Source organism: Gemmata algarum, from assembly GCF_034097035.1.
GTDB classification, from domain to species: domain Bacteria; phylum Planctomycetota; class Planctomycetia; order Gemmatales; family Gemmataceae; genus Gemmata; species Gemmata algarum.
The window spans coordinates 203,685-228,863 of the sequence record NZ_JAXBLV010000222.1; the positions used below are offsets into that span (position 1 = coordinate 203,685).

Sequence of the window (25,179 nt, forward strand, 5' to 3'; positions counted from 1 at the left end):
CGCAGCATACGAAGGCGTAAGAGGTTTTTCGATATGGTTTTGTGTCGCGGGCGGGCTCTCGGAATGGTTGCGTTTACTGGGGCGGAGTTGGGGTTCGCTGCCGGAGTCGCGTCGGTTCGGTGACGCCGTTGAGCACGCCGGATAGGAGTTCTGCCACCGCGACCGGCGCGTCGCCGAGTGGTGCGGACTGGACGTTTTGGCTCACGTCGACTTGCACCGGCCGGTCTCCCCGGGCCGCCGACAATATGCCCAAGCCGACGCGGGTGAGCCGGTTGCACGAGAGGTCCAGCGCGCGGAGCTGGTCGAAGAGCCGACTGAGCCGCTCGTAAGACGCGTTCAGGCCCGCGTCGGTCAACTGGTTCCGCGCCAGTTGGAGCGTTTTGAGCCGCTTCAGATATGGGGATTGCAGCAGAGCACCGATTCCCGTGTCGCCGAGATAGTTGTGCGACAGGTCGAGATGCACGCACGATTTCAGTGCCGGCGAGGCCGCGAGCGCCGCGGCCCCGGCGTGCCCGATCGCATTCGCCCGGAGCACCAGCTCTGGGGACGCCGACAGCATCCGCCCGAGTAGCGGCGACCGTGCGAGCGCCGCGGCGCCGGCGTCACCGATCCGGTTGCTCGCGAGTCGCACGGTGCAGAGCACCGGAAGGCAACGGGTCCCGGCGAGCGCGATGGCGCCGGCATCGCCGATATCGTTTCCCGACAGGTCGAGGGCGGTGAGGCCGGCGAAGAAGGGCGACTGCGCGAGGCTCCGCACCCCGACATCGCTGATCGTGTCGTTGTCATTTAGTGCCAGCGCGGTGAGCGACGGAAGCTCGCTGCTGCGGGCCAACACATCGACCGCGGCGTCGTCGAGCTTGTTGAAGCCCAGGTCGATCGCTTCGAGGTTTTTCAGGTGCGGCGATTGGGCGAGTGCCTCGATGCCGCGCGGCCCCAAATCGCAGTTACACAGATCCAGTTCACGAACCCCGGCGAGCAGCGGGCACGCGGCGAGTTTCGGCAGGACCGGCGCGGCATCCCGAACGCTGAGCCGCCGTACCCGGAGCCGGCGGAACAGCTCGTCTCCGCGTTCGAGGAAGGTCGCCGCGTCCACCGATGCGGAGTCCGGGACGCCGCGCCGGAAGTCCACCGAGATGACCAGGCCGGCGAGGTGAGCGGTCCACGCGGCTCGGTTGTCGTGCAGCAGCTCGACTTGCCGGTCGAGGAGCGGCGGGCGCCGGGGGTCGTCTTCGGGCAGGTGCGCGAGAGCCAACTGCACGCGGATCAGCTCCGCGCGCTCCTGCGCGCCAGAATCGTCGAGGTAGTCGGCGTACACCAGTCGGGGGCGGTCGTCCGCGTACCGCTCGAACACCGCGTCGAGGAACGGCTGTTCGTCCGTGACGTGCATGTCCGCATCCTATCCCATCTGCCGCGCGGGGTGCAGCAAAAATCGCGGGCGGTGTCAAGAACTCAGGAACTCAGCCGCCGCCCGAGCCGGTCCGCGAGCGCGGATCGCACCTTCGAATCGCCGGCGTACAGCCCGCGGATGTCCAGTTCCGTTTGCGGCGACAGGTATTCTGACTCGGCGAGGGGCGCGAGGTCCGACACCCGGATGTCGTCGTTCGTGCCGATGTCGAGCACTTGTAGCCGGGCGAGTTGTGGGGCCGCAGCCAGCACCTCGACGGCGTCCGGGCGGAGCTGACAGTGGGACAGGCGCAACCCGCTGAGGCGCCAGTACGGTGAGTGTAGCAGCGCTTCGATCCCGGACGCAGTGATTCGTGTACCGCTGAGGGAGAGCACCCGGAGGTTCGCGAGCGCCGGGCACTCCGCCAGGGCGCGCAGCCCGGCGTCGGTGATCGAGTCGCCCGGTTCGGCGTCGGCTTGTTGGTACACACTGTTTCCGTTCAGATGGAGCGTGTGCAGCCGGGCAAACCGCCCGCTCCCCGCAATGTTCCGCAGCGACTCGTCCGAAAGATAGTTCTGCGACAGATCGAGGTACGTGAGGGACTCGACCCACGGGGCGGCGCAGAGCCGGGCGACACCGGTGTCGCGCATCGCGTTACCCGCGATGTCGAGAACCCGCAGGTGAGACGGCCCCGGGTTGCTGAACAGAGCGAGGAGCGACACCGGCGCTGCCTGATCCGCGGGCCGGCCGTTCTCATCGTAATCATTGTTGTTCGCCCACGCGCCCTGTTGCAGTCGCAGCTCTTCCGCTTGTGCCCAGAATCGCGACGCGGCGAGTTCCTCAACGTCGCCCGCCGCAAGGCCGGCCCGGTTCATGTGCAATCGGCGTAAGTCGCGGAGCGCGGCGCACCCGAGCAGCCGTCCCAGCGCTCCCCCGAGTTGGGTGCCCGAGATGTCGAGTTCGCGGAGCCGGAACGCGGCGGCGCGGAACGCCTCCCAGCCGTCGGCCGCGATCGGGTTGTCGCGAACGTCGAGCGCGGTCAGCGCCGTCAGTGCCGGTGCGGACAGCAGGGCGCGCAGGTCGTCGGCGTTCAACTGTGCCGCGACCGCGGCGAACTCGTCGAGCCGGCACGCCGAGCCCATCGCGCGGGCGAACTCGGCCGCGTCGAGCCGGCCGCCTTCGTACCCGGCCGCGCCGCACCGCAGCGCCTTCAGCCGGTCGCGGAACGGGGCGAATTCTAGCACCTCCGGGAGCGGCTCGAGTGGCCCACGGCCGGTCAGGTCGAGTTCGCGGAGCCGGTCGAAGGCCGACCGCGCGAGGAACCCGCTGATCTCGCCGAGGTCCGGGTACCAGCCGGTCAGGTCCACGGCTTCGAGCCGCGCGAACCAGCCGCGCTGTCCGGCCTCGCGCAGGTCCGCGGGGAAGTTGGTGCCCAAGTCGCCGGAGGTCACCCGCCAGCGGCGGACCGGGTGGGCGGCGCACAGGTTGGCGCCGGGACCGTTCATGAACACCGGGCTGGCGGCGACCTCGTGGACGAACCCGCGCTCGAACTCCCACTCCGTGAGTTCGGCCGTGTCGTCCGGGGGCACCCCGAGCCAGTCGCACTCGTGCTCGCCGAGAAGCTCGTGTTCGCGGTCCTCGAGCGGGCCGCGCTGGGGGGCGCCGTCGGGGAGTCGCGCCCGTTCCACCTGGAGACGAATGAACTCCGCCCGGGCCGAGCGCCCGTCTTCTTCGATGAAGTCGGCGTAGACGAGCCGCGGCGTGTCCTCGTCGGGCTGGTCGCGGATCGCGCGGAGCAGGGCGGCTTCGGTGGACATGGTTACCAGGTCTCGACCGTGGGGTGGTTCTCGAGCCGGCGCCCCAGCCGGGCGGCCAGCGCGGCGGCGACACGATCACTCACGTGGCAGTAACGCACGTCGAGCCGGCACAGCGGCGACAGGTGCGGGGATTCGGCCAGCGGTAGCAGGGCGTCCCCGCCGAGCGAGGGCGTGAACGACAGCGAGAGGGCGGTGAGCCGAGCCAGCGCCGGCGCCCGCGCGAGCACCGCGGGGAGATCGCTCCCGAGATCGTATCCGCCGAGTTCCAGGCCCGCGAGTCGGAGGTGGGGGCTGTTCAGCAGCGCCTCGACGCCGCGCGCCGTCACGCGCGTGCGGTAGAGGTTCAGGGACCGCAGCCGGGCCAAGTTCGGTGCCGCCGCGAGCGCCATCACCCCTCGGTCGCCGATCGCGATTGTACAGCCTTCGAGGTCCGGGCTGTTCACCCGGAGGTCGAGGTGCCGGAGGTTGGTGAACCGCCCGGAACCGGCCATGTCCGCGAGTGCGTCGTCGTCAACGGCGTTGCGCATCAGGTCAAGCTCGGTCAGCCCGTCGGCCCACGGCGCGTCGCAGAGTTTGAACACGCCGCGGGCCTTTAGTTCCGTCTCCCCCAACGCGAGCTTGCGTAGGTTCGGAGCCGGCGCCGCCGCGAGGGCCGCCATGCCCTTCACGCCCACATAACAGCGCGTCAGCCGCAACTCGGTGGCGCGTGCTAGGAAGTCGGTCGTCGCGAGTTCGCGTATGGCGGCCCCGCTGAGCTTCGTTTCGCCCAGGTCCAGTGCGGTCAGGTTGGCCGCGGCGGGGCTGGAAAGCAAGGTCGACAGGTCGAGCGCCGCGGGCTGTGTGCGGGTGCCGAAGCCGATTCGCTCGACGACCGGTCGTGCCTTCTTGGTCGTGAATGCCGGCCACAACTCCGGTCCGAGGCGCGGCCCTTCGAGGTGAACGCGCACATCGCCCGCGGCGAACGGGGACGTGAGAAGCGCGCGCAAACCTTCTTGTGTCAGCGTGTTTTGGCTGAGCTTGAGCAGCCGCACCCGGGAGCCGTTCAGGAACGGGAGCAGTTCGGCCGGGTCGCGGCGCCGGTCCCGGACGTGCAACTCTTCGAGGTTGGCGGTCGCGGGGCTGGTTGCGAGCAGGTCGGGTAGGATCGGGTTCGGCCCGTTCTCCCCGCTCGTGTCGAACCCGAGCGCGCGGAGCCGGGTGAGGTGCGGCGCCCGGAGCAGGGCTTCGAGCCGGGCGAACGTCGGCGCGGTGCGGCCTGTGTCGAGATCGCGAACGTGGGACCACCAGCGCGCCCTGACGAGCGACCGTTCTGAGCCGGTCCCTATCTCTAGGAGCCGCACCCGGCTGACCGGGTGAGCTTCGAATAGCGCGGCGCCCCGGTTGGCGAGCGCCGCGGCGGTGACCTGAACGGTGGTCAAAAAACCGCGCTCGAACCGCCAGCGGGCGAGTCCCCGGGCGAGCCGATCGTGGAGCGGTCCGATCCACACCCGTTCGTACTTGCGGAGCAGTTCGTTCTCGCGGTCCTCAAGTGCCGGCCGTTCCGGGGCGGTCTCGCTCAGCGTCGCCAGCCGAACCTGCATTCGGATGAACTCGGCGCGGTCCTTTTCGCCGGGGCTACCTTGTTCGTCCAGAAAATCGGCGTAAACGAGCCGGACAGTGTCATCGTCCGGGGAGTCGGTGATGGCGCTGAGGAACGCGGCGTGCGACATGCCGCCATGATAACAGCGGCGGCGGCGGGGCCAACTCCGGGTGGCTCACAACACACCGCGCTCTTTGGGATCGACGGCCAGCAGCCCCTTGAAGCTCTTCAGCACCTCGATCACCTTAAGGTAATCGTTGAAGTGTTCCATGAGCGGGTCCGGTACGTCGGTCCACACTTCGACGCGAGCACCGGCGGCGACGTATGCCGCGGCCTCATCGGGCTCGACGCCCGCGATGTGCCCGGCCAGTCCCTCGATTTCCTGAGCGACCCGTTCGTCGGCGGCGCGGGCCAGTGCGATCCACCAGTCCCCCCGGGTCACGTCAACGCGGTCGGCCGCTCGGTTGATGGTGAACCCCGGAAACGCCTGCGCAAGCCGCCTCTCGGCCTCGGCGATGGTGAAATCTGTATCGGGCTTGAGCAAACCGATCGCGCGGTACATGTAACACCCTGGAGCGAGTGGCGGGCGAGACCTCTCTGAGCGAGTGTACCGCACCGCGCGACCCGCGTACCGCTACGTCCGCGCTTTTCTCACTCACGATTCGACTGGTAATGCATGTTATTGTGGCACGGACCGGAAGGTCCGTGCCGCAGCGGCATAAGCCAAAAACTGCCACCAGTAATCGGGTCGTGAATCAGGGGCGAGCCGGTGTGCCAAGCCGGCTCGCCACGCCCTGGCGCGTTACCCTTGGACAACGCTTCCCGTGTCCTCGTCGTTCCCGTTCACACCGTGCGGGAGGTAGAACTCGTCCACGCCCCAGAACGGGTCGTTGTACCCGCCGACCCGGATGTAGTCCGTCATGGCCCCGCCGTCGAGCGAGTCGCTCCCGTCCCCGCCGAACAGGTAGTCGCGGTCGTCGCCCCCGCTCAGCGCGTCATTCCCCTTACCGCCGAACAGCCAGTCGTTCCCGGCCCCGCCGCTCAGCGTGTCGTTCCCCCACCCGCCGACCAGGGTGTCGTTGCCCGCCTCGCCGAACAACTGGTCGTTGCCGCCGCTGTCCAGGCTGACCCACTGGAGCTGGCCGTTCACCATCTGCTTCTGGGCGTGGTCGCCCCAGAGCTGGTCGTCACCCCCGCCGCCGCGGAGCGTGTCGTTACCCATGTTGCCGAGCAGAATGTCGGTGCCGCTGCCGCTGCTCACGAACACCCCGTTCGACCCCACCCGGTCGTCGCCCCACAGGTCGTCGTCACCGTTGCCGCCGCTGATGAGGTCGTTCCCCAGGCCGCCGACGAGCAGCTCGTTGCCCGACCCGCCGGTCAGGGTGTCGTTCCCCGCCCCGCCGAACAGTTGGTTTGCCGCGGTGTTGGTGGCCACCACCGTCAGGGTGTCGTTCCCATCCCCGCCGTTAACGGTGCCGCCGAACCGGGTGGCGTTGACCACGGTGTCGTTCCCACCGCTCGCGTTCACCACGACGGTGATGGTGCTGCCGGGGGCGAAGTCGGGCGACCCGCCCTGGAAGTTCCCGCCACCGAGCACCACGTCCACCCCCACCGGCCGGGTCTCGCCGGCATTCGGGTCGCTGGGGTCGGCGTTGAGTAACCGCTCGGTCAGGTAGATCTGCTCAGCGGCGTTCGTGCCGTTCACTGTGAACGTGCCGACCTTAGTCTGTGCGTTGTAGTCGAACTGCCAGGTGATGCCGTTGGCGATGGTGCCGGTTGTGACCGAGAGCATGGTTCGGTCGCCAAGGTCCTCGAGACCGAGGCTGGCCCGGCGGGCGGTCGGGGCGGCGGCCAACAGGTTGCGGAGAGAGGTCATCATCGTCGTCACCGTGTGAAGTGTGTTGCGGCGGCTGCCGCGGGAACGACATCTGTTCGGTCAGAGCGCCCCGGACCTAACAGCGACGGGCGGAATTTTCCGAGCGGTGCCGGGCGGGCAGTAGGCGAGGCGATCTCGGCCGGGCGTGCGCGTCTCGGGCAAATGAACACCGGGCGCCGTTGTCTGGCGCCCGAGCGTGAGAGGTCGTTCTTCAGTTGTGTCGGGTTGCTTCCGCCGACACCCGCGCGGTGTCGGCGTTCGCCAAACACATACCGGTTGCGTGGAGGAAGGGCTCACTGCGGCTCCGGTGCGCTCAGGTACAGCGCCACCTGGAACGCGTCATCGGCATCGGCGGAGTTGCCGAGGAGCCGCCGGCAGACGCCGTACACCATCGGTCCGTGGCGGTGGACCAGGGCGGTGAAAGCGTCCTCGTCTCGGTCGTGGACGAATGGCACGAGTCAGTCGCCGTCCGAAAGGGCCGGGCCGAATGTCGCCACCAATCGGGAAAGCGGAACGTTCATATCGCAGGGGAGTGTCCGGTGGTGAGGCGGACGTCGGAAATTCCTGAACGATTTCCGATACCGTAGCCGCGCCGGCAAAGAGAGCCATCGGCCGGCGGTCGCCCGTTTGTTCGGTGAGCAGGTGGGACTGCGATCAGAAGTGGTGCGGAGAACCGACCGGACCCGAAACGCCGTGAGGTCAGCGCGTCGTCACGTGCTGACCTCATGGCGCCGGGCCGCGAGAACGGCCACGACCGAATTCGTCCGTCAGGCCCGGACGACCTTCTCGCGCCCGCTGCTCACGGTTTTGGTGGCGTTACGGGTGTCGATCACGAGTTTGCTGTGCTCCACGATGAAGTCGTAGTCGTAGGCGGTGTGATCGGTGGCGATCAGCACGCATTCCTGCGCCGCGAGGTACTCGGGGGTGAGCGGCTGGCTCTGCATCGGCTCCAGGTGCGGCCAGTGCCGCATCCGCGGCAGCGACGGGATGTGCGGGTCGTTGTAGGTGACGCTCGCGCCTTTCTTCAGCAGCAGGTCGAGCAGCTCGAAGCTGGGCGACTCGCGCGGGTCATCGATGTCCTTCTTGTACGCCATCCCGAGCAGCGCGACCTTGCTCCCGCGGACCGCCTTCCCGGCGTCGTTGAGCGCGTCGGCCACCTTGGTAATCACGTACCCGGGCATCGCGGTGTTGACCTCGCCGGCCAGTTCGATGAACCGGGTGGTCATGCCGTGGTGCCGGGCGATCCAGCTCAGGTAGAACGGGTCGAGCGGGATGCAGTGCCCGCCCAGGCCGGGGCCGGGGTAGAAGGCCTGGAACCCGAACGGCTTCGTCTTCGCGGCGTCGATGACTTCCCACACGTCGATGCCCATGCGGTCGTAGAGCACCTTCATCTCGTTCACCAGCGCGATGTTGATCGCGCGGTAGGTGTTCTCCAGGATCTTGCACGCCTCGGCGACCTCGGGGGTCGAGACCCGGACCACCTTCGGCACGATCGCGGTGTACAGCGCGCAGGCGGCGTCGCCGCTGCCGTCGTCCAGCCCGCCGACCACCTTCGGGATGTGGCTGACGGAGTGGGTCGGGTTGCCCGGGTCCTCGCGCTCGGGGCTGAACGCCACGAAGAAGTCGGCGCCGGCCGTCAGCCCGGTCCGCTCCAGCACCGGGAGCATCACGTTCCGTGTGGTGCTCGGGTAGGTGGTGCTTTCGAGGATCACGAGTTGACCGGGGCGCAGCCGGCCGGCGATCGCGTTCGCGGAGTTCACCACGTAGGTGAGATCGGGCTCGCGCGCCTCGGTCAGCGGGGTCGGGACGCAGATCAGGATCGCGTCCGGCTCGTCCAAACGGTCGAACCGGTCGGTGGCCTCGAACCCCTTAGCGCGCATTTCCGCGACGGTAGCGTCCGGGATCTGTTTGATGAACGACTTGCCGGCGTTCAGCTTCTGAACCTTCGCCGTGTCGATGTCGAAGCCGAGGACGCGGAACCCCGCGTTCGAGAACGCGCGGGCGAGGGGCAGCCCGACGTAGCCGAGCCCGATGATTCCGACCGTTGCGGTCTTATCCCCGATGCGCGCAAGCAAGCTCGAAAGTAGCGCCGACATGCGACCCCCATCCGTCCCTGGACCGGGCGAGATTCCGTTCCGCTCCCCCCACGGGTGGGATGTTCGCAAGTTCGGCCCGCTGGTGTCAAGGTGAGATCAGTCGTTCCGAATCGAGCCCGGCACCGGCGACCGCCCGATTCGCACGGTGTTTTGTGATCGATCATTCAATTATGAGATTGAATCGGCTGAAGCGGAACCTGTCAGGCGGCGCTAAAGAGCTTTGACAGGATTAACAGGATCAACACGATTAGAACATGAATACAAGGGGCGCGCGGGGCGCTTTGGACTTTGAATCCGGTCAATCCTGTTGATCCTGTCAAAAGCTCTTTAAACCCCCCGTCGTCCGCCCCTCTGCGTGCGCGGATTCTCCAGAATCTGGAACTGGGCTGTTGCGTGCGTAATTGTTCCGTTGCTACACTGAGGCACCTGCCCACCAACCTCCGGCCCGTCAGGCCCTCCCGCCGAGGTTCGTCTTCATGCGGATGTTTTGCGCTCTTGTATTTGTTGCCCCCCTTGCTGCGGCGCAGCCTCTTACCGCACGCGCCGAAGAGCCGCCGAAGGTGAGCTATTACAAAGACGTGCGCCCCGTGTTCCAGCAGCACTGTAACGGGTGCCACCAGCCGGCCAAGCCGCTCGGCGGGTACGTCATGACCACCCACGCCGACCTCCTGAAGGCCGGCGAGCGCGAGAAGGTCGGCGTGGTTCCGGGCAAACCGGCACAGAGCTACCTCGTCGAACAGATCAAGGTCCACAACACCGGCAAGGCGGAAATGCCCAAGGGGCGTGACCCGCTCGGGGCCGCTCAGATCAAGCTCATTACCGACTGGATCGCGCAGGGGGCCGTTGACGACACGCCCGCCAGTGCGAAGGCTGCGGCTGTGGACGCGTCGAACCCGCCGAAGTACTCGGCCCCGCCGGTGGTGACCGCGGTCGCGTTCAGTCCCGACGGCGCGCAGCTCGCGGTCACTGGGTATCACGAGGTGCTGATTTACGACACCACAGAGCTCAAGCTGCGGTCGCGGCTGATCGGGATCTCGGAGCGGGTGCAGTCGCTCGCCTTCTCGCCGGACGGAAAGAAGCTCGCGGCGGTCGGCGGCGCGCCCGGGCGGTTCGGTGAAGTGCAGGTCTGGCGCCCCGGTGACGAGAAACTCCTGCTGTCGGCCCCGGTCACCTTCGACACGCTGTACGGCGTCAGTTGGTCTCCCGACGGCAAGACGCTGGCGTTCGGGTGCGCGGACAACACCGTCCGCGCGATCGATGCCGCCAGTGGTAAGCAGACCCTTCAGATGGGCACCCACTCGGACTGGGTGCTCGGCACGGTGTTCTCGCAGGACGGGGCGCACCTGATTTCGGTCGGCCGCGACATGAGCATGAAGCTGACCGAGGTGGAGACCCAGCGGTTCGTGGACAACGTCACCAGCATTACCCCCGGTGCACTCAAGGGGGGGCTCATCACCGTCGATCGGCGCCCGGTGAAGGAGCGGCGGGTGACGAAGGTCCCGCAGGATGAGGGCGGCAAGTTCATCGAGAAGGTGTACGACGAGGTGGTTGTCGCCGGCGCGGACGGGCGGCCGAGGCTCTACAAGATCCACCGCGAGGTGAAGCGGCAGATCGGCGACGACGCCAACAAGATCCGCGAGTACGAGCCGCTGCCGGGCCGCGTGTCGGCCGTGGCCTTCAATTCAGACGGTTCGAAGTTCGCCGCGTGTAGCAGTTTGGACGGGAAGGGCGAGGTGCGCGTCTACGACTCCACCTCCGGCGCGAAAGTGGTGTGCGAGAAGGTCACCGGTCCGGCCTATGCGGTCGCGTGGCAACCGGACGGCAAGCGGATCGCCTCCGCCGGGTTCGATGGCATCGTGTGGCTCCACGACCCCGCGACCGGCAAGCTCGTGAACAGCTTCGTCGCGCTGCCCAAGAAGTGAACGCTACCGAATCAAGAACGCTCTTCGAGACCTCCCCATGAAGCCCTTTCGATACGCCGCCGTTGTGCTCCTCCTCGCGCTCGGGCCGGCGGTCTTCGCACAGGAAAAGCTCCCGGACGGGGCGAAGGTCGTCAGACTCACCGCCCACCCCGCAAAGGTGCAACTCGCCGGACCGTTCTCGTACGCGCAGTTGCTCGTCACCGCCACGCTCGACGGTGGGGACGTGGTGGACGTGACCCGGATCGCGAAGGTAACGGCTCCGAAGGCCGCAACCGTCAGCCCGGCGGGACTGGTGCGTCCCGTGGCCGACGGCGCCGGGGAGATCGAAATTGCCCTGGCTGGGCAAGCCGTCCGCGTCCCGCTCGCGGTGACGGGCACGGCGGAGGATAAACCGGTCAGCTTCGTCACGGACGTGCAGCCGGTTTTGAGTAAACTCGGTTGCAATCAGGGCACCTGCCACGGGGCACAAGCCGGCAAGAACGGCTTCAAACTGTCGCTCCGCGGGTACGACCCCGTTTACGACTACCGCGCACTGACCGACGATCTTGAGGGCCGCCGGTTCAATCGTGCGGCGCCGGAAAAGAGCCTGATGCTGATGAAGCCGGCCGGCGCCGTGCCGCACCAGGGGGGCGTCACGATGGCCGCCGGTGACCCGTACTACGAGGTCGTGCGCCGGTGGATCGCCCAGGGCGTGAAGCTCGACCTGGACGCCGTTCGGGTGCGGTCGCTCGAGATTTTCCCGAAGAACCCCATCATCGGCCGTATCGGTCAGAAGCAGCAGTTCGCCGCCATCGCGACCTACGCGGACGGGCGCGTCCGCGACGTGACCGCCGAGACGTTCGTCGAGAGCAGCAACACCGAGGTCGTCACGGTGGACCGGGCGGGGCTCGTGAGCACCGCGCGCCGCGGTGAGGCCACGATGCTGGCCCGCTACGAGGGCGTGTACGCCGCGAGCACCGTGGTCGTCATGGGCGACCGGTCGGGGTTCGAGTGGAAGCCTCAGGCCGTTCACAACTACGTCGATGATTTGGTGGACCAGAAGCTGAAGAAGGTCAAGGTTCAGGCCAGCGGGCTGACGGACGACGCCTCGTTCCTGCGCCGGGTGTACCTCGACCTGACCGGCCTCCCCCCGACCCCCGAACAGGTGCAGGCGTTTCTCGCGGACGCACGCCCGCTGCGCGAGAAGCGCGACGCGGTCATTGACGCACTGGTCGGGAGCGAGCCGTTCGTCGAGCACTGGGCCAACAAGTGGGCCGACCTGCTCATGGTGAACCGGAAGTTCCTCGGGGACGTGGGTGCGACCGCGTTCCGCAAGTGGATCCGCGACGCCGTGGCGGAGAACCGGCCCTACGACACGTTCGCCTACCAGATCATCACCGCCAGCGGCTCGAACGTCGAGAACCCGCCCGCCGCGTACTACAAGACCCTCCGCGAGCCCGACGCGGTGATGGAGAACACCACGCAACTGTTCCTGGCGGTGCGGTTCAACTGCAACAAGTGCCACGACCACCCGTTCGAGAAGTGGACCCAGGACCAGTATTACGGTCTGGCCGCGTATTTCGCGCAGGTGGGGCGCGCCGAGGACCCGAAGTTCAAGGGGCAGAAGATCGGCGGTACCGCGGTGGAGGGGGCGAAGCCGCTGGTCGAGGTCATCACCGACAAGAAGGGCGGCGAGATCAAGCACGAGCGCACCGGCGAGACCGCGAAACCGTACTTCCCGTACGCGGTCGCCGCGGAACTGCCGAAGGGGGGCGTGCGGCGCGAAGAGGTGGCGCGGTGGATCACTTCCCCGCAGAACCAGTACTTCGCGAAGAGCTACGTCAACCGGATGTGGAGCTACCTGCTCGGCGTCGGGCTGATCGAGCCGATCGACGACATCCGCGCCGGGAACCCGCCCACCAACCCCGAACTGCTCGACGCCCTCACCGCGGACTTCATCAAGTCCGGGTTCGACACGCAGAAGCTTGTGAAAACCATCTGTAAGAGCCGGACCTACCAGCTCTCGCTGGCCACGAACAAGTGGAACAAGGACGACGAGATCAACTACTCGCACGCGCTCGCGCGGCGCCTCCCCGCGGAGGTGCTGTTCGACGCCATCCACCGCGCGACCGGCTCGCAGTCGAAACTGCCCGGGTTGCCCGCCGGCTCCCGCGCCGCGCAACTGGTGGACAGCAACGTCGAACTGCCCGGGGGGTTCCTGGAACTGTTCAACAAGCCGGTGCGGGAGAGCTCGTGCGAGTGCGAACGCGGCTCGGGCCTGAACCTCGGCCCGGTGCTCGCGATGGTCAGCGGCCCGGTGGTTGCGGAGGCGATCAAAGACCCCAACAGCCGGCTGAACCAGTTCGTGCAGTCCGAAAAGGATGACACGAAGGTGGTCGAACAGATCTTCCTGTCGGTGCTGAACCGCCGCCCGACGGCGAGCGAACGGGCGGCGGCGGTGGACGCCCTCCGCGGCGCCGGCGACTACCACGCCAAGATGCTGGCCGAGTACAAACCCAAGGCCGACGCGTTCAACGCGTACAAAGCCACCGTGGCCGCCAAACAGCAGGTTTGGGAGGAGGGGCTGCGGGCGCAGAAGCCGACCGCGTGGACCGTGCTCGACGTACGCCGCGCGCAGGCTCAAGCGGCAGGTACGAAGCTCCAACTTAGCAAGGACGGGGTGCTGCTCGCCGCCGGGCCGGCGGCCGAGACGGACTCGTACACCGTGATCGGACTTGTCGAGACGGATCGGCCCCTCACCGCGTTACGGCTCGAGGTTCTGTCCGACCCGACCCTGCCCGCGAAAGGGCCGGGTCGCGCCGAGAACGGCAACTTCGTGCTCAACGAACTGCGGGTGACGTACCGGCCGCTGGACAAACCCGACGGCAACCCGGTGCCGCTCAAGCTGACCGCGGCCGAGCAGGTTTTCGCCCAGAATGGCTTCCCGGCGGCGTTTGCGGTGGACAACAATCCGGCTACCGGGTGGGCAACCGCGGGGCGGCTGGGGCAGGACAATGCGGCGCTGTTCAAGTTCGATAAGCCGGTGAGCAGCCCGGTGGGGGCACAGTTCACCGCCGTGCTGGATCAGCGGTACGGGGGTAAGCACACGATCGGCAAGTTTCGGCTCTCGGTGACTTCGGACCCGAACCCGCGGCTCCAGAGCCCGCTGACGCCGCAGCAGGCGGCCCTGCTGGACACGCCGGCCGAGCAGCGCACGCCGGCTCAGCAGGCGCAACTGCGGCAGATGTACTTGGCACAGGATAAGGAGTACGCGCGGCTTGCGGCGGAAGCGGCCAGCCCCCCGCCGTCCGACCCGCGCGTGCTCGGCGCACAGGACGTGGTGTGGGCGCTGGTGAACAGCCCCGCCTTCCTGTTCAACCACTGATGTGACGGCCGGGGCGCCATTCTCGGTGCCCCGATCGCAGTTCGGAGACCGTGCGAGCGACTCATCATTTTTAACGCCGGCGCTTGCTATGATGCCGCGGTCGGGACCGGTCCGGACGCGGGGGGCGAAGGCATGGCGGCACGCATCGCGGACAAACTCCTTCAGTGGCTCGAATGGGCCGTGCAGGCCGGCGCCTCGGACCTGCACATTGTCGCCGGGCACCCGCCTGTTATTCGATTGCACGGTGACCTGATCGAGCTGCCCGAAGCGCTGCTCACGTCGGCCGACACGGAACCGCTGTTGCTCTCGTCGTGCCCGGAAGATGTGGCCCAGCGGCTTCAGGACAGCAAGAACGCGGACTATTCGTTCGAGTGCGAAATCGGTGGCAAATCGACACGGTTCCGCGCGACCCTGTTTCTGGCCGGTGGTGACACCGGGGGCTGCTTCCGGCTCATCCCGGATGCAATTCCCGATCTCACGTGGGCCGGTTTCCCGGCGGATCTGGCGGCTCGGCTCGTTGCGCTGCGCGACGGGCTGGTGATCGTCACCGGCGCGACCGGATCGGGCAAATCGACCACCCTGGCGATGCTGGTCAACCAGATCAACGAGGCGGGCGGGTACCGGATCATCACGGTGGAAGAGCCGGTCGAGTACCGGTTCCCGCGCGAGCCCAACTCGGTCGTCACCCAGCGCGAGGTCGGGGGCGATGTCCTCTCGTTCGCCGACGGGCTGAAGTACGGGTTGCGCCAGGACCCCGACGTGATTCTGGTGGGCGAGGTACGCGACCGAGAGACCGCGCAAATGGCGCTGAGTGCCGCCGAAACGGGCCACCTCGTGTTCAGCACGCTTCACACCCGCGACGCGAAGGGCGCGATCACCCGGTTACCGGACCTGTTCCCGCCGGATGCGCACTCCGGCGTTCGATCGCAACTGGCGATGAGTCTCCGGGCGATCGTCAGCCAGCGGTTGCTGCCGAGTGTGCAGAAGAGCGAGAAGCGGCACCTCGCGTTGGAGGTGCTGTGGAACACGCACCCGGTGGCGAGTGCGATTCGTCAGAACAAGGTCGAGAGCATCGACAACTGCATCCAAACCGGGCGCGAAGACGGCATGTGGACCTGCGACGAGTCGGTGCGACTGCTGTTCCGAACGGGCAAGATCACGCGGGCCGTCGCGGAGCAGAACGTCCGCGACGTGCGGTTCCTTCACCAGTGACAGCGTGACGGGCCTGGGTTAGCCGCATCCTGGCGCGAGCGACCCCTTGACCGGACGATCGCACCGGATCGTGCAAAGGTGCGTTGATGAAACTCGTCTACACCCGCCGGTACAACATTGGGTTTCTCGGGCTGGAGCGGTTGCACCCGTTCGACTCACGAAAGTACGGCCGGGCGTGGCGTGCCATCGGAAGTGTAGGGCGACGGCTGCGCGACCGCGCATGGGTCGGGGTTCCCGGCCCGGTGTCGGTCGCGGAACTCGCGGCCACCCACGATCCGGCGTACCTCACGCGGCTGAACGACCCGTGCGAACTCGCCCGGGTGCTGGAACTGCCACTCCTGCGCCGGCTGCCTGCGTGGGCCGTCTGGCGCGCGGTCCTCCGGCCGATGCGGTGGGCGGTGGCCGGGTCGCTTGTGGCCGCCCGCGAGGCTCTGACGCACGGCCTCGCGCTTAACCTGTCCGGGGGGTACCACCATGCACGGCCGAACGGCGGCGAGGGCTTTTGCGTCTTCAACGATGTCGCCCACCTCGTTCACGGGTTACGAACCGCCGGGGTACTGGCTGCCGAGGACCGAGTGGTCCACGTCGATCTCGACGCGCACCAGGGGAACGGCGTTTGTCACCACTTCCGCTCCGATCCCGGGGTCTTCTTGTACGACGCCTTCAACCCACACATTTACCCCGCACACGACCAGGAGGCCCGGCGCCGGATCGACTGTGCCGTTCCGCTTCCGGATCGCTGCACTGGGGGCGAGTACATGCGTCTGCTCAACCTGACGCTTCCGGGGTTTCTGGACTCGGTGCATCGGTCCGGGCGGGTCCGGCTGGCCGTGTACAACGCCGGGACCGACGTATTCGCCGGTGACGCGCTGGGCGGGCTGGGGCTGACGGCGGCGGACGTTCTGGCTCGCGACCTGTACGTGATCGAACAACTGCGGTGCAGAGGAGTTCCTACCATCATGTTGCTGAGCGGTGGGTACAGTCGCGAGAGCTATCGGTTGGTGGCGAACACAGCGATCGAACTGCTGCGGCGGTACCCAATCGGTCGGACGTGGGCTGAGATGGTGTGATCGCGTGTCGCACCGGCACGAAGCCGGTAGCCGGGCGTGGGTGACGTGACCCCTTCGCCCGGCGTCAACTCGCAGGGCTGTAACGGGAGTTACAGTCTCATGCCGGCTGCCGCCGACTGGACACGCGACGGACAACCGCCGGCCGTAAACTGCCGATTCACTGGTGTGTTGCTACCCTCAAGCTGCTGCTGGTGGGCGGTGGGGAATGCCGAATGTGCCGATAACCGCTCTGGGAACGGGCTATGTTCAGCCGCTCGAATCGGAGCACAGCATCAACGATTGGCCGGCTCCGACGGGAGCGCTTTCTGGTGGGTCTCGCGCAACTCGTCGCGGGTCGCCGGGGTGAGGCACCCACGGAACCACACGATCGTTCCCCAGCCGATCAGCCAGATCAGAATCAGCCGGAGCGCGACGGATTGCCAGAGCGGATTTTTTGGGGCGCGGTCGGACATGAGGCTCACGCCGCGCCGCGGCCCTTTCCGGTGATGGTGCGGACCTCGGTCAGCACTTGGTCCATGAACACGTCGTGCGCGGCGACCGGGATCTCTTCGAAGATTTGGCAGTCGAACCCGATCGCCACCAGGGGAGCGTCCGGGCGGGCGCGTGCGAGCAACCGGTCGTAGTAGCCCTTACCCTGACCCATCCGCCCGCCGCGCAGGTCGAACGCGGTGCCCGGAACCATCACGAGATCCAGTTCCTCCGGCTGCACCTTCTTCGCCGGGAGGTTCCGGAGTTCCTCTTTCGGTTCCAAAATCTTGTACGCCCCTTCGACCAGTTCGCTCATGTCTTCGAGCAGGAACAGCTCGAGTTCGTTCGTCTCGACCACGCACCACGGGACGACGACCCGCTTGCCGTGTCTGAGCGCGTCGGGCAAGGTGTGGCGGGTGCGCACCTCGCTGCCGGCGTCCACGTACCACATCACCGTTTTGGCCGACGCGTAAGCCGGTAGCGCGACGAACTTCGCGCAGATGTCGCGGCTGAGCGGATCCTTGTTCTTCTGCGCGACGCGGTTCTTGCGCGCCAGCTCGCGGATGAACTGCTTCAGCGTCTGCGCGTCGGTCGGTTGCGTCTTGTCGTCCATCGGCGCCGCTCCGTTTCGTGTTCAAGGAAATGTACCGGGCGGGCTACGGACATCCGTAGTGGACATCTGTTCGGATAAAATTACTTTCCCAACCCCAACAAGGACTTGAGGTGCTATGTGGTCAAGAAACAAGCGCCCGAGGCGCCCGAGCGATATGCGATTGTAACCGTTGTCCTGCCCGGGCCGGATCGCAAGCGGGCACCGGCCCCGTACCTGTTCCGCGTGACTTATCGTAATCCGGACCCGGACGAGCCCGGGTGCCTGATGACGTGGGTGGTATCCGGCGGGCGCGAGGAGTACCAGATCGCCGCCGAACGCACCGCCGACGGTTACCTGAACTGGCACTGTACCTGCCCCGACGCCGTGTACCACGGCGAGCACCGTCACGCCTACTGTTGCAAGCACGTCCACGGGCTCCAGGCGCTGTTCGATACGATTGGCCCCCCGGTCCGGCGCGAGCGCAGCGTGGCGTGAAGGGTCGCGGGGCGGTGGGCTCGTACGGGCAACTCGCCCTGCGGCGGCCTGAAATTATGAGAGCCCGATGTGAAGGAGGCGCTTGACGCGACCGCACGTCCGCCGGCGGGTACAACAGTGCTACCGCGGCCCGCACCTCTCCCCGAGCCGTTCCCCCACCAAATGCAAGGAACCGGACCATGCGAGGAACCTGCCATTTCCTCCGCCGTTCGGCCGCGTGCGTCGGGCTCATCGCCCTCGCCGGGTTGCTCCACGCCGAAGCTGCCGATATGCCAGCCGTAGAGCGGGCACCGGCTCCGCGGCTGATGGGCGCCCCGGCACCGACCGAGTTGACGCCGCTAAGCCGCGAGTCGTACCTGCTGCCGCCGAAAGACATCGCTGACGCGGTACTCGCGTCCCGTGGTGAAATCGTGGCGCTCACGAACCTGAGCCCCGACGGGCGAAAGTTCCTCGTCGTCAAGCGCGACGCGCTGCCCCCGGTCGAGCGCCTCGGCTGCCCCTGCGTCCACCTCGCGGAAATGGCGTTCGACCCGGTGGCCTGCCGCTCTCGCGACCTGTGGGTGAACAGTGCGGAGGCGTTCGAGCTGTTCTTTCCGGTCGAGAACCGCACGGTGCCCGTGAAGGCGCCCGCCGGTGCCCGGGTTGCGAGCCCGGCGTGGTCCCCGGACGGTTCCAAGCTCGCGTTCCTGGCGCTGTTCTCCGACGCTACCCACATCTGCGTGGCCGATACCGAGACCGGCGCGTGCCGCCAGATCACAAAGACGCCCGTTCTTGCGACGCTTGTAACTACGCTTCAGTGGACGCTCGACGGGACCCGGCTCCAGACCGTGCTCCTGCCCGACGGGGGCAAGCGCCCCGTGCCGCAGCCGGGTGTCGCGGACAGCCCCAAGGTGCGCGTCGCCCGCGACGGCAAGGACCCGTCGCGGACCTACCGCTACCTGCTCGAATCGCCGTACCAGATGCGCCTTTTGGAGCACCTGCTCACCGGGCAGGTGGCGCTCGTGCGCGTCGCGGACGGGTCGGTCACGAATGTCGGCGAGCCGGCGATGGTGCGAAGCGTCAGCGCCGCGCCGGGCGAAGGGGCGTTTCGCGTCTCGACGGTGAAGAAGCCGTTCTCGTACTACGCGCCGTTCCAACGGTTCGGCGCGCTGGAGGCCGTCTGGGACGGGCGGGGGCAGTCGCTCGTGACGCTGTCCGACCGGAACCTGCGCGAAGGGGAGCCCCAGCCGGCGGCGCCCGCGCCGACGGCCCCGACCGCCCCGAAAGGCGGGCTCACGAAGGGCGCCGGCGGGAAGGGCGGGGTGCCCGTGACCGATCCGACGCAACCTATGGTTCCGAACCCGACGCAGCCGGTGCCGACGAACCCCATGAACCCGGACGACCCGACGCCGGTGGCGCCGGAGCCGTTCGACCCGGACGCCAAGCGCGACCTGAACTGGCGCCCGGACGGGAAGGGGATGTCGTTCCTGCAATTGGAGCCGACCGGCAAGGACGACAAGAAGGACGAGGCCAAGAAGGATGTGAAAAAGGACGAGGCCAAGAAGGACGACACGAAAACGGCCCGCAAGGACCGCGTGATGCAGTGGCTTCCGCCGTTCGGTAAGGACGACGCGAAGGTGGTGTACGAGTCCCCGAACCGGATCACCGCCGCGCAGTATTCAGCCGACGGCAAGTGGCTGTTCGTGTCGCAGACGGTCGATTCGGCGCGGCAAATCACGGCGGTCGATCTGGCCGACCCGAAGAAGAGTTATGTGGTCTCGCGCGGCGGGACCGGGTTCGGCGCGCCTAAAAAAGGCGACGCACCGCCCAAAAAGAACGAGCCGGCCGAGCGCGAACAGCCGCCGGGGTTCCGCGGGGGCGCGACGTTCGGCGTGGGGCTGCTCTCGAAGCCGGTCGCCGGCGGGAGCGCCGTTCGCGTGTCGGGCGCGGGCGAGGTGTACCTGTCCGGGACCGAGCGCGGCCGCGGCGCGGGCGAGGCGAGCCAGCCGCGGCCCTACATCGACGCGATCAATATCACGACCGGCAAGAAGACGCGGGTGTTCGAGAGCAAGTCCGACCTGCCCGAAACGGTTGACGCCGTGGACGGGGACGACATCACCCGCGTATTTACTACGCGGCAGAACACGAAGGTCGTCCCCAACTGCTTCATGACCGAACCGGCGACCGGCAAGGTCACCAAGCTGACCAACAACGTGGACCGCGCGCCGTGGTTCCACGAACTGAAGACCGAGCGGTTCCGCGTGACGCGGGTGGACGGGTTCAAGTTCTGGGTCAAGGTGACGCTGCCGCCGAAGGCGGAGGGGAAGCTCCCGGCGCTGTTCTGGATCTACCCGCGCGAGTACACGGACCAGGCGGACTACGACCAGAAGGCCGGGCGCGGCGGGGCCGCGGCCGTCGGCCCGGGGCGGTTCACCGGCCCGACCCCGCGCCACGTCGCGATCCTGACGCTCGCCGGGTACGCGGTGGTGGAACCCGACGTGCCGATCGTGGGGCCGGCGGGGAAGATGAACGACAACTACGTCTCGGACCTGCGGAACGGCCTGTGGGCCGCCATCGACGAGTGCGACAAGCGGGGCCTCATCGACCGCGACCGGCTCGCGTGCGGGGGGCACAGTTACGGGGCGTTCAGCACCGCGAACGCGCTGACCCACACGCCGTTCTTCAAGGCCGGCATCGCGGGCGACGGGTGCTACAACCGCACCCTCACCAGCATGACGTTCCAGAGCGAGCGGCGGCAACTGTGGGACGCCCGCGAGACCTACCTGGAGATGTCCCCGCTGCTCCGCGCCAACCAGATCAACGGCGCGCTGCTGATGTACCACGGGATGGAGGACGCGAACGTGGGCACCCACCCGATGAACTCGGAGGCCCTGTTCGCCGCCCTCGACGGGCTCGGCAAGCCGGCCGCACTCTACATGTACCCCTACGAGGGCCACGGGCCGATCAGCCGCGAAACCAACCTCGACCTCTGGGCGCGGTGGATCGCGTGGCTCGACACGTACGTGAAGAACCCGAAGAAGAAGTAAAGGGGCAGAAAGACTCACCACAGAGGCACAAAGGAAACACAAAGGAGCACGAAGAGAAGTGCCACGTTCTTTCGTGGTACGTTAGTAACGCGAGGGGCGTTGCGCGGAGTTTTGACGTGCAATGTGTTCGCGCCCTGGCACCTCATTCTCGTTTTCGTCGTGTTCCTTTGTGTTGATCGTTCTCCCGCACGCGGGGCTGCTTCGTGGTGAGTGCTCTGTCTTCTGCCCACCGGGCACTCGCAACCCCGCCATCACTTCGCACACCGCCGAGACTCCTTATGCGTCGACTCGTCGCTCTCGCACTCGTGCTAAGCGGGACGGTGTTCCTGTCCCCGCACGAGGCGCTGCGCTCGGCCGAACCCGCGCCAGCGCCGAAGGTCACCGCACCGAAGGCGCACTTCGGTTTCAACCTGGGTGACGACTACTGCCTGGCCAACTACGAGCAGTACGCCGCGTACCTCGCGAAGCTCGAAAAAGAGTCCGACCGCATCAAGGTGGTGGACATCGGCAAGACGGCCGAGCAGCGCCCCCAACTGATGGCCGTCGTTACCGCGCCCGCGAACCACAAGCGGCTCGCGCGCTACCAGGCCGTCGCGAAACAACTCGCGAACGCTGAGGGGGTCACGCCCGAGGTCGCGAAGCGGCTCGCGGCCGAAGGGAAGGCGGTGGTGTGGATCGACGGCGGGTTGCACGCCAGTGAGACCCTGTGCGCCCAGGCGCTGGCCGAAACGATCTACCGGTTCGTGAGCGCGACCGACGCCGAATCGCTCCGCATCCTCGACGACGTCATCATCCTGTTCGTCCACGCGAACCCGGACGGGCACGACCTCGTCGCGGACTGGTACATGCGCGACAAGGAGCCCAAGAAGCGTTCGCTGGGCGGGCTCCCGCGGCTGTACCAGAAGTACATCGGCCACGACAACAACCGCGACTTCTACGCCAACACGCAGGCCGAGACGCGGAACATGAACCGCGTGATGTACCGCGAGTGGCTCCCGCAGATCGTGTACAACCACCACCAGACCGGCCCGCCCGGCACGGTGCTGTTCTGCCCGCCGTTCCGCGACCCGTTCAACTACAACTTCGACCCGCTCGTCGTCAGCGGGATCGACGCCGTCGGCGCGGCGATGATGCAGCGGTTCTTGGCGGAGGACAAGCCCGGCGCCACCACCCGCTCCGGCGCCCGCTACTCTACGTGGTTCAACGGCGGGCTCCGCACCACCGCGTACTTCCACAACATGATCGGGCTGCTCACGGAGACGATCGGCAGCCCCACGCCGTCGCGCATCCCGTTCAACCCGGCGCTCCAACTCCCTCGGGCCGACCTGCTCGCCCCCGTCGCGCCGCAAGAGTGGCACTTCCGGCAGTCCGTCGAGTACTCCGTGACCGCGAACCGGGCGGTGCTCGATTACGCCTCCCGGCACCGCGAGCCGCTCCTGTACAACATTTGGCTCATGGGCAAGAACGCGATTGAGCGGGGCGGAAAAGATAGCTGGACCGTGACGCCCAAGGTCGTGGCGGCGGCGAAGGGGGGCCGCGGCACGGACGCGTACCAGAAGTTCTTCCGCGACCCCGCCAAGCGCGACGCCCGCGCCTACGTCATTCCGTCCGACCAGCCGGACTTCCTCACCGCCACCAAGTTCGTCAACACGCTCACCGGTACGGGCGTGTCGGTCCACCGCGCGACCGGCGCGTTCACTACCGGCGGGAAGAAGTATCCGCCCGGTTCCTACGTCGTGAAGTCTGCTCAGGCGTTCCGGGCGCACGTGCTCGACATGTTCGAGCCGCAGGACCACCCGGACGACTTCGCCTACCCGGGCGCGCCGCCGACCCCGCCCTACGACGCCGCTGGGTACACACTGGCGTTCCAGATGGGGGTTCAGTTCGACCGCGTCCTGGATGCCGTGACCGGGCCGTTCGAGGAGCTGAAGAACGAAATACCACCGCCCCCGGCACAGGTAGTCGACGCAGACAGGGCGGTCGGGTTCTTCCTGCACCCGCGGACCAACGACGCGTTCCGCGCGGTGAACCAGTTGCTCGCCGCGGGGGAAGAGGTGCGGCGGCTGACGAAGCCGGTCGCGGTCGGCGGCGTGAAGCACCCGGCCGGGATGTTCTTCGTCACCAAGAAGGCGGGCACGCAGAAGCGCCTGGAGGTGATCGCGAAGGCCCTGGGCACCCGCTTCGTGGGTAGCCCGGAGGCCCCCGGGGTCGAGGCCGTGGCCCTCAAGCCGGCGCGGGTCGCGCTGGTGGACCGATACGGCGGGTCGATGCCGTCCGGGTGGACCCGGTGGCTGTTCGAGCAGTTCGAGTTCCCGTTCACCGTGGTCTACCCGCCGGACCTGGACCGCGGCAAGCTACGCGAGCAGTTCGACGTGATCGTCCTTGTGGACGGCATGGGCGGTGCGCGGGGCGGCGGGGGCGGCGGGGGCGGGGACCAGCCGCCGGAATCGAACGTGGTGGACGAACTGGGGCTGCCGGCCGAGTTCCGCGGCCGCCGCGGGAGTATCACCCCGGCCAAGACCGTGCCTGAGCTGAAGAAGTTCGTTGCTGCCGGGGGCACGCTGCTCACCATCGGTAGCTCGACCGCACTGGCCGGTCAGCTCGGGGTGAAGATCGAGAACCACCTCGTTGAAAAAGGCGCTGATGGCAAGGAAAAGGCGCTCGGGCGGGACAAGTTTTACGTTCCGCCGTCGGTCCTGCGAATGAAGGTCGACCCGGCGCACCCGCTCGCGTGGGGTATGGGTGATGAGACGGACGTGATGTTCGCCAACAGCCCGACCTTCCGCGCCCCGGCCGCCGGTTCGGGTCTGGACCGCGTGGGGTGGTTTGAGAGCAAGGCCCCGCTGCGGAGCGGTTGGGCGTTTGGACAGGAGTACCTCGACGGCGGGGCGGCGGTCTTGGACGCCGCAGTCGGTAAGGGAAGGGTGGTGGTGTACGGGGCGCAGGTGCTGTATCGGGCACAGCCTCATGCCACGTTCAAGTTGGTCTTTAACGCGATTTGCCGCGCGGGAACGGGCGGATGAGGTGCGTAGTGTGGAACACCACGCAATAAGAGGCGATTTGGTGCCCCCAAATGAGCCCGGGGGTGGGAGGGATAGATCGGCCGACAACGGGACCAGCGGATCGCCCTGACTCGGCTGGCCGTCCAACACGGCAATGGAGTACCGGCACGTTCGCCGTGTTTGGGTGGTCGAGAACCGGGAGCGGTGCTTGACCGTTCCTTGTCGGGTGCCGCTTTCGTGCCCTCAAGGAGACAGCCGGTGCGAGCCGTGTGTAAGTACGCCAGGGGAGCCCGCGGGCGCCTTCTACCGGTGACTGCGGGCGTTCGCCACGCCCGCAGTGTGTTTGTGAAATCGGAAGGCAAAAACGTGATGGTCCACCGGTCCGCCTCGCCGTGGGGCGAATTGGCCCGACTCCCGATCCACGCGGATGAGCGCCAGGATTGGAGAACGAGCTGCTTGCCGGGGGAATACGGGCCGTCTTGGGGAATCAACACGACCACACGAGCGTACGCGCCTTCGCACACCGGTGGCTGGATCGCGCCGCTTGGGTCCTCGAGCCTCGCGGAATGTACGGCCGTGAACGATTACCGTAATATTCTTTTGCGATGCACGGCACCCGTGCGAGGCCAGGAGAAATTTCACGTACTACTTCTTCGAGCGGTTAGGGGATTGATTCGACGCACGCGAACCAATAGACTTCCCCAAGCGTTACTTCACTCGGTTTAAGGGCCGAACAGGGTGCTCTCGAAAACTGAAATGTTTTGTGGCTGCCTGCTCACAACAACAATTACATTGCTGGTTGTGTCGATTTTAGTAATGCTGAACGTCGATGGAACACTGGAATTGTCTTGAGTGTTTGCTTTTGATTGTTACGGAGAGGTGGCTGAGTGGTCGAAAGCACCGCTTTGCTAAAGCGGCGTGGGGGTAAAACCCCACCGCGGGTTCGAATCCCGCCCTCTCCGCTCAAATGACACTTAGTGTCGCGAAAACCCCTGGGAAACCAGGGGTTTTCGTTTCCTGGACCTCCTCGCGCCCTGCCACTCCGAGCCCTCCCGAGACAAGGGTTGCCACTCCACAACGCCTAAAATTGCATGCCGGGTTGCATGCGGGGTGACTTGCACCGGCCGCACGAAAGGCGGTGCTGCGGTGGCGAGCCTGCAAGAGGTCCGGTACGTCTACTGGCTCGACGCGAACGACAGGCGGGTCAAGAAGGGGACGCCCGGAGCGCGGAAGCACACGTAACTGAGCACTGAAGTTCCCCACGAAAGGTGGACAG

Annotated in this window: 16 protein-coding genes and 1 tRNA gene; 8 read left to right on the forward strand and 9 right to left on the reverse strand. The window is 67.0% G+C overall.

From position 1 onward, the window contains the following. Positions 1-73: 73 nt before the first annotated feature. The 7 genes from R5W23_RS27435 to R5W23_RS27465 form a co-directional block, all read right to left on the reverse strand. A complete protein-coding gene (locus R5W23_RS27435; RefSeq protein WP_320689114.1) occupies positions 74-1,387 on the reverse strand; it encodes a TIGR02996 domain-containing protein in 1,314 nt (437 codons plus the stop codon). 62 nt (positions 1,388-1,449) lie between these two features. Next, on the reverse strand, positions 1,450-3,201 hold the full coding sequence (locus R5W23_RS27440) for a TIGR02996 domain-containing protein (RefSeq protein ID WP_320689115.1): 1,752 nt from the start codon (positions 3,199-3,201) through the stop codon (positions 1,450-1,452). Positions 3,202-3,203: 2 nt separating this feature from the next. Next, complete coding sequence (locus R5W23_RS27445) at positions 3,204-4,910, reverse strand: TIGR02996 domain-containing protein (protein ID WP_320689116.1); 1,707 nt, start codon at positions 4,908-4,910, stop codon at positions 3,204-3,206. 45 nt (positions 4,911-4,955) lie between these two features. Continuing rightward, positions 4,956-5,342, reverse strand: coding sequence for a hypothetical protein (locus R5W23_RS27450; RefSeq protein ID WP_320689117.1), 387 nt, complete (start codon positions 5,340-5,342; stop codon positions 4,956-4,958). Positions 5,343-5,582: 240 nt separating this feature from the next. After that, positions 5,583-6,659, reverse strand: coding sequence for a calcium-binding protein (locus R5W23_RS27455; protein ID WP_320689118.1), 1,077 nt, complete (start codon positions 6,657-6,659; stop codon positions 5,583-5,585). 290 nt (positions 6,660-6,949) lie between these two features. Then, positions 6,950-7,111, reverse strand: coding sequence for an RNA polymerase sigma factor (locus tag R5W23_RS27460; protein WP_320689119.1), 162 nt, complete (start codon positions 7,109-7,111; stop codon positions 6,950-6,952). A gap of 312 nt (positions 7,112-7,423) precedes the next feature. After that, entirely contained in the window at positions 7,424-8,752 is a 1,329-nt protein-coding gene (locus tag R5W23_RS27465) for a nucleotide sugar dehydrogenase (protein ID WP_320689120.1), read from the reverse strand. 476 nt (positions 8,753-9,228) lie between these two features. Here R5W23_RS27465 and R5W23_RS27470 point away from each other — a divergent pair, with 476 nt between their 5' ends. The 4 genes from R5W23_RS27470 to R5W23_RS27485 all read left to right on the forward strand — a co-directional run bounded on the left by R5W23_RS27470 (position 9,229) and on the right by R5W23_RS27485 (position 16,320). Further along, a complete protein-coding gene (locus R5W23_RS27470) occupies positions 9,229-10,674 on the forward strand; it encodes a WD40 domain-containing protein (RefSeq protein WP_320689121.1) in 1,446 nt (481 codons plus the stop codon). Positions 10,675-10,711: 37 nt separating this feature from the next. After that, positions 10,712-14,038: a DUF1549 domain-containing protein gene (locus R5W23_RS27475; protein ID WP_320689123.1), complete on the forward strand. Its 3,327-nt coding sequence runs from the start codon at positions 10,712-10,714 to the stop codon at positions 14,036-14,038. Positions 14,039-14,170: 132 nt separating this feature from the next. Continuing rightward, positions 14,171-15,250, forward strand: coding sequence for a type IV pilus twitching motility protein PilT (locus R5W23_RS27480; RefSeq protein WP_320689124.1), 1,080 nt, complete (start codon positions 14,171-14,173; stop codon positions 15,248-15,250). A gap of 86 nt (positions 15,251-15,336) precedes the next feature. Continuing rightward, positions 15,337-16,320 (forward strand): histone deacetylase family protein, encoded by a 984-nt coding sequence (locus R5W23_RS27485; RefSeq protein WP_320689125.1) that lies wholly within the window; start codon positions 15,337-15,339, stop codon positions 16,318-16,320. Between the two features lie 272 nt (positions 16,321-16,592). Here the strand turns inward: R5W23_RS27485 and R5W23_RS27490 are convergent, their stop codons facing one another. After that, entirely contained in the window at positions 16,593-16,772 is a 180-nt protein-coding gene (locus R5W23_RS27490) for a hypothetical protein (RefSeq protein WP_320689126.1), read from the reverse strand. A 5-nt stretch (positions 16,773-16,777) separates the two neighbouring features. Continuing rightward, positions 16,778-17,401: a 5-formyltetrahydrofolate cyclo-ligase gene (locus R5W23_RS27495; protein WP_320689127.1), complete on the reverse strand. Its 624-nt coding sequence runs from the start codon at positions 17,399-17,401 to the stop codon at positions 16,778-16,780. Positions 17,402-17,518: 117 nt separating this feature from the next. On the opposite strand from R5W23_RS27495, the gene R5W23_RS27500 reads away from it, so the two are divergent. From R5W23_RS27500 to R5W23_RS27515, 4 genes are all read left to right on the forward strand, one after another. Further along, positions 17,519-17,875, forward strand: a complete 357-nt coding sequence (locus R5W23_RS27500; protein WP_320689128.1) for a hypothetical protein — start codon at positions 17,519-17,521, stop codon at positions 17,873-17,875. Between the two features lie 179 nt (positions 17,876-18,054). Beyond that, positions 18,055-20,901 carry an alpha/beta hydrolase family protein gene (locus tag R5W23_RS27505; protein ID WP_320689129.1) on the forward strand — a complete coding sequence of 949 codons (2,847 nt, stop codon included), beginning with the start codon at positions 18,055-18,057 and terminating at the stop codon, positions 20,899-20,901. Positions 20,902-21,179: 278 nt separating this feature from the next. Further along, entirely contained in the window at positions 21,180-23,924 is a 2,745-nt protein-coding gene (locus R5W23_RS27510) for a M14 family metallopeptidase (RefSeq protein WP_320689130.1), read from the forward strand. A gap of 852 nt (positions 23,925-24,776) precedes the next feature. Continuing rightward, a tRNA-Ser gene (locus tag R5W23_RS27515) sits at positions 24,777-24,865 on the forward strand. Positions 24,866-25,179: the final 314 nt, after the last annotated feature.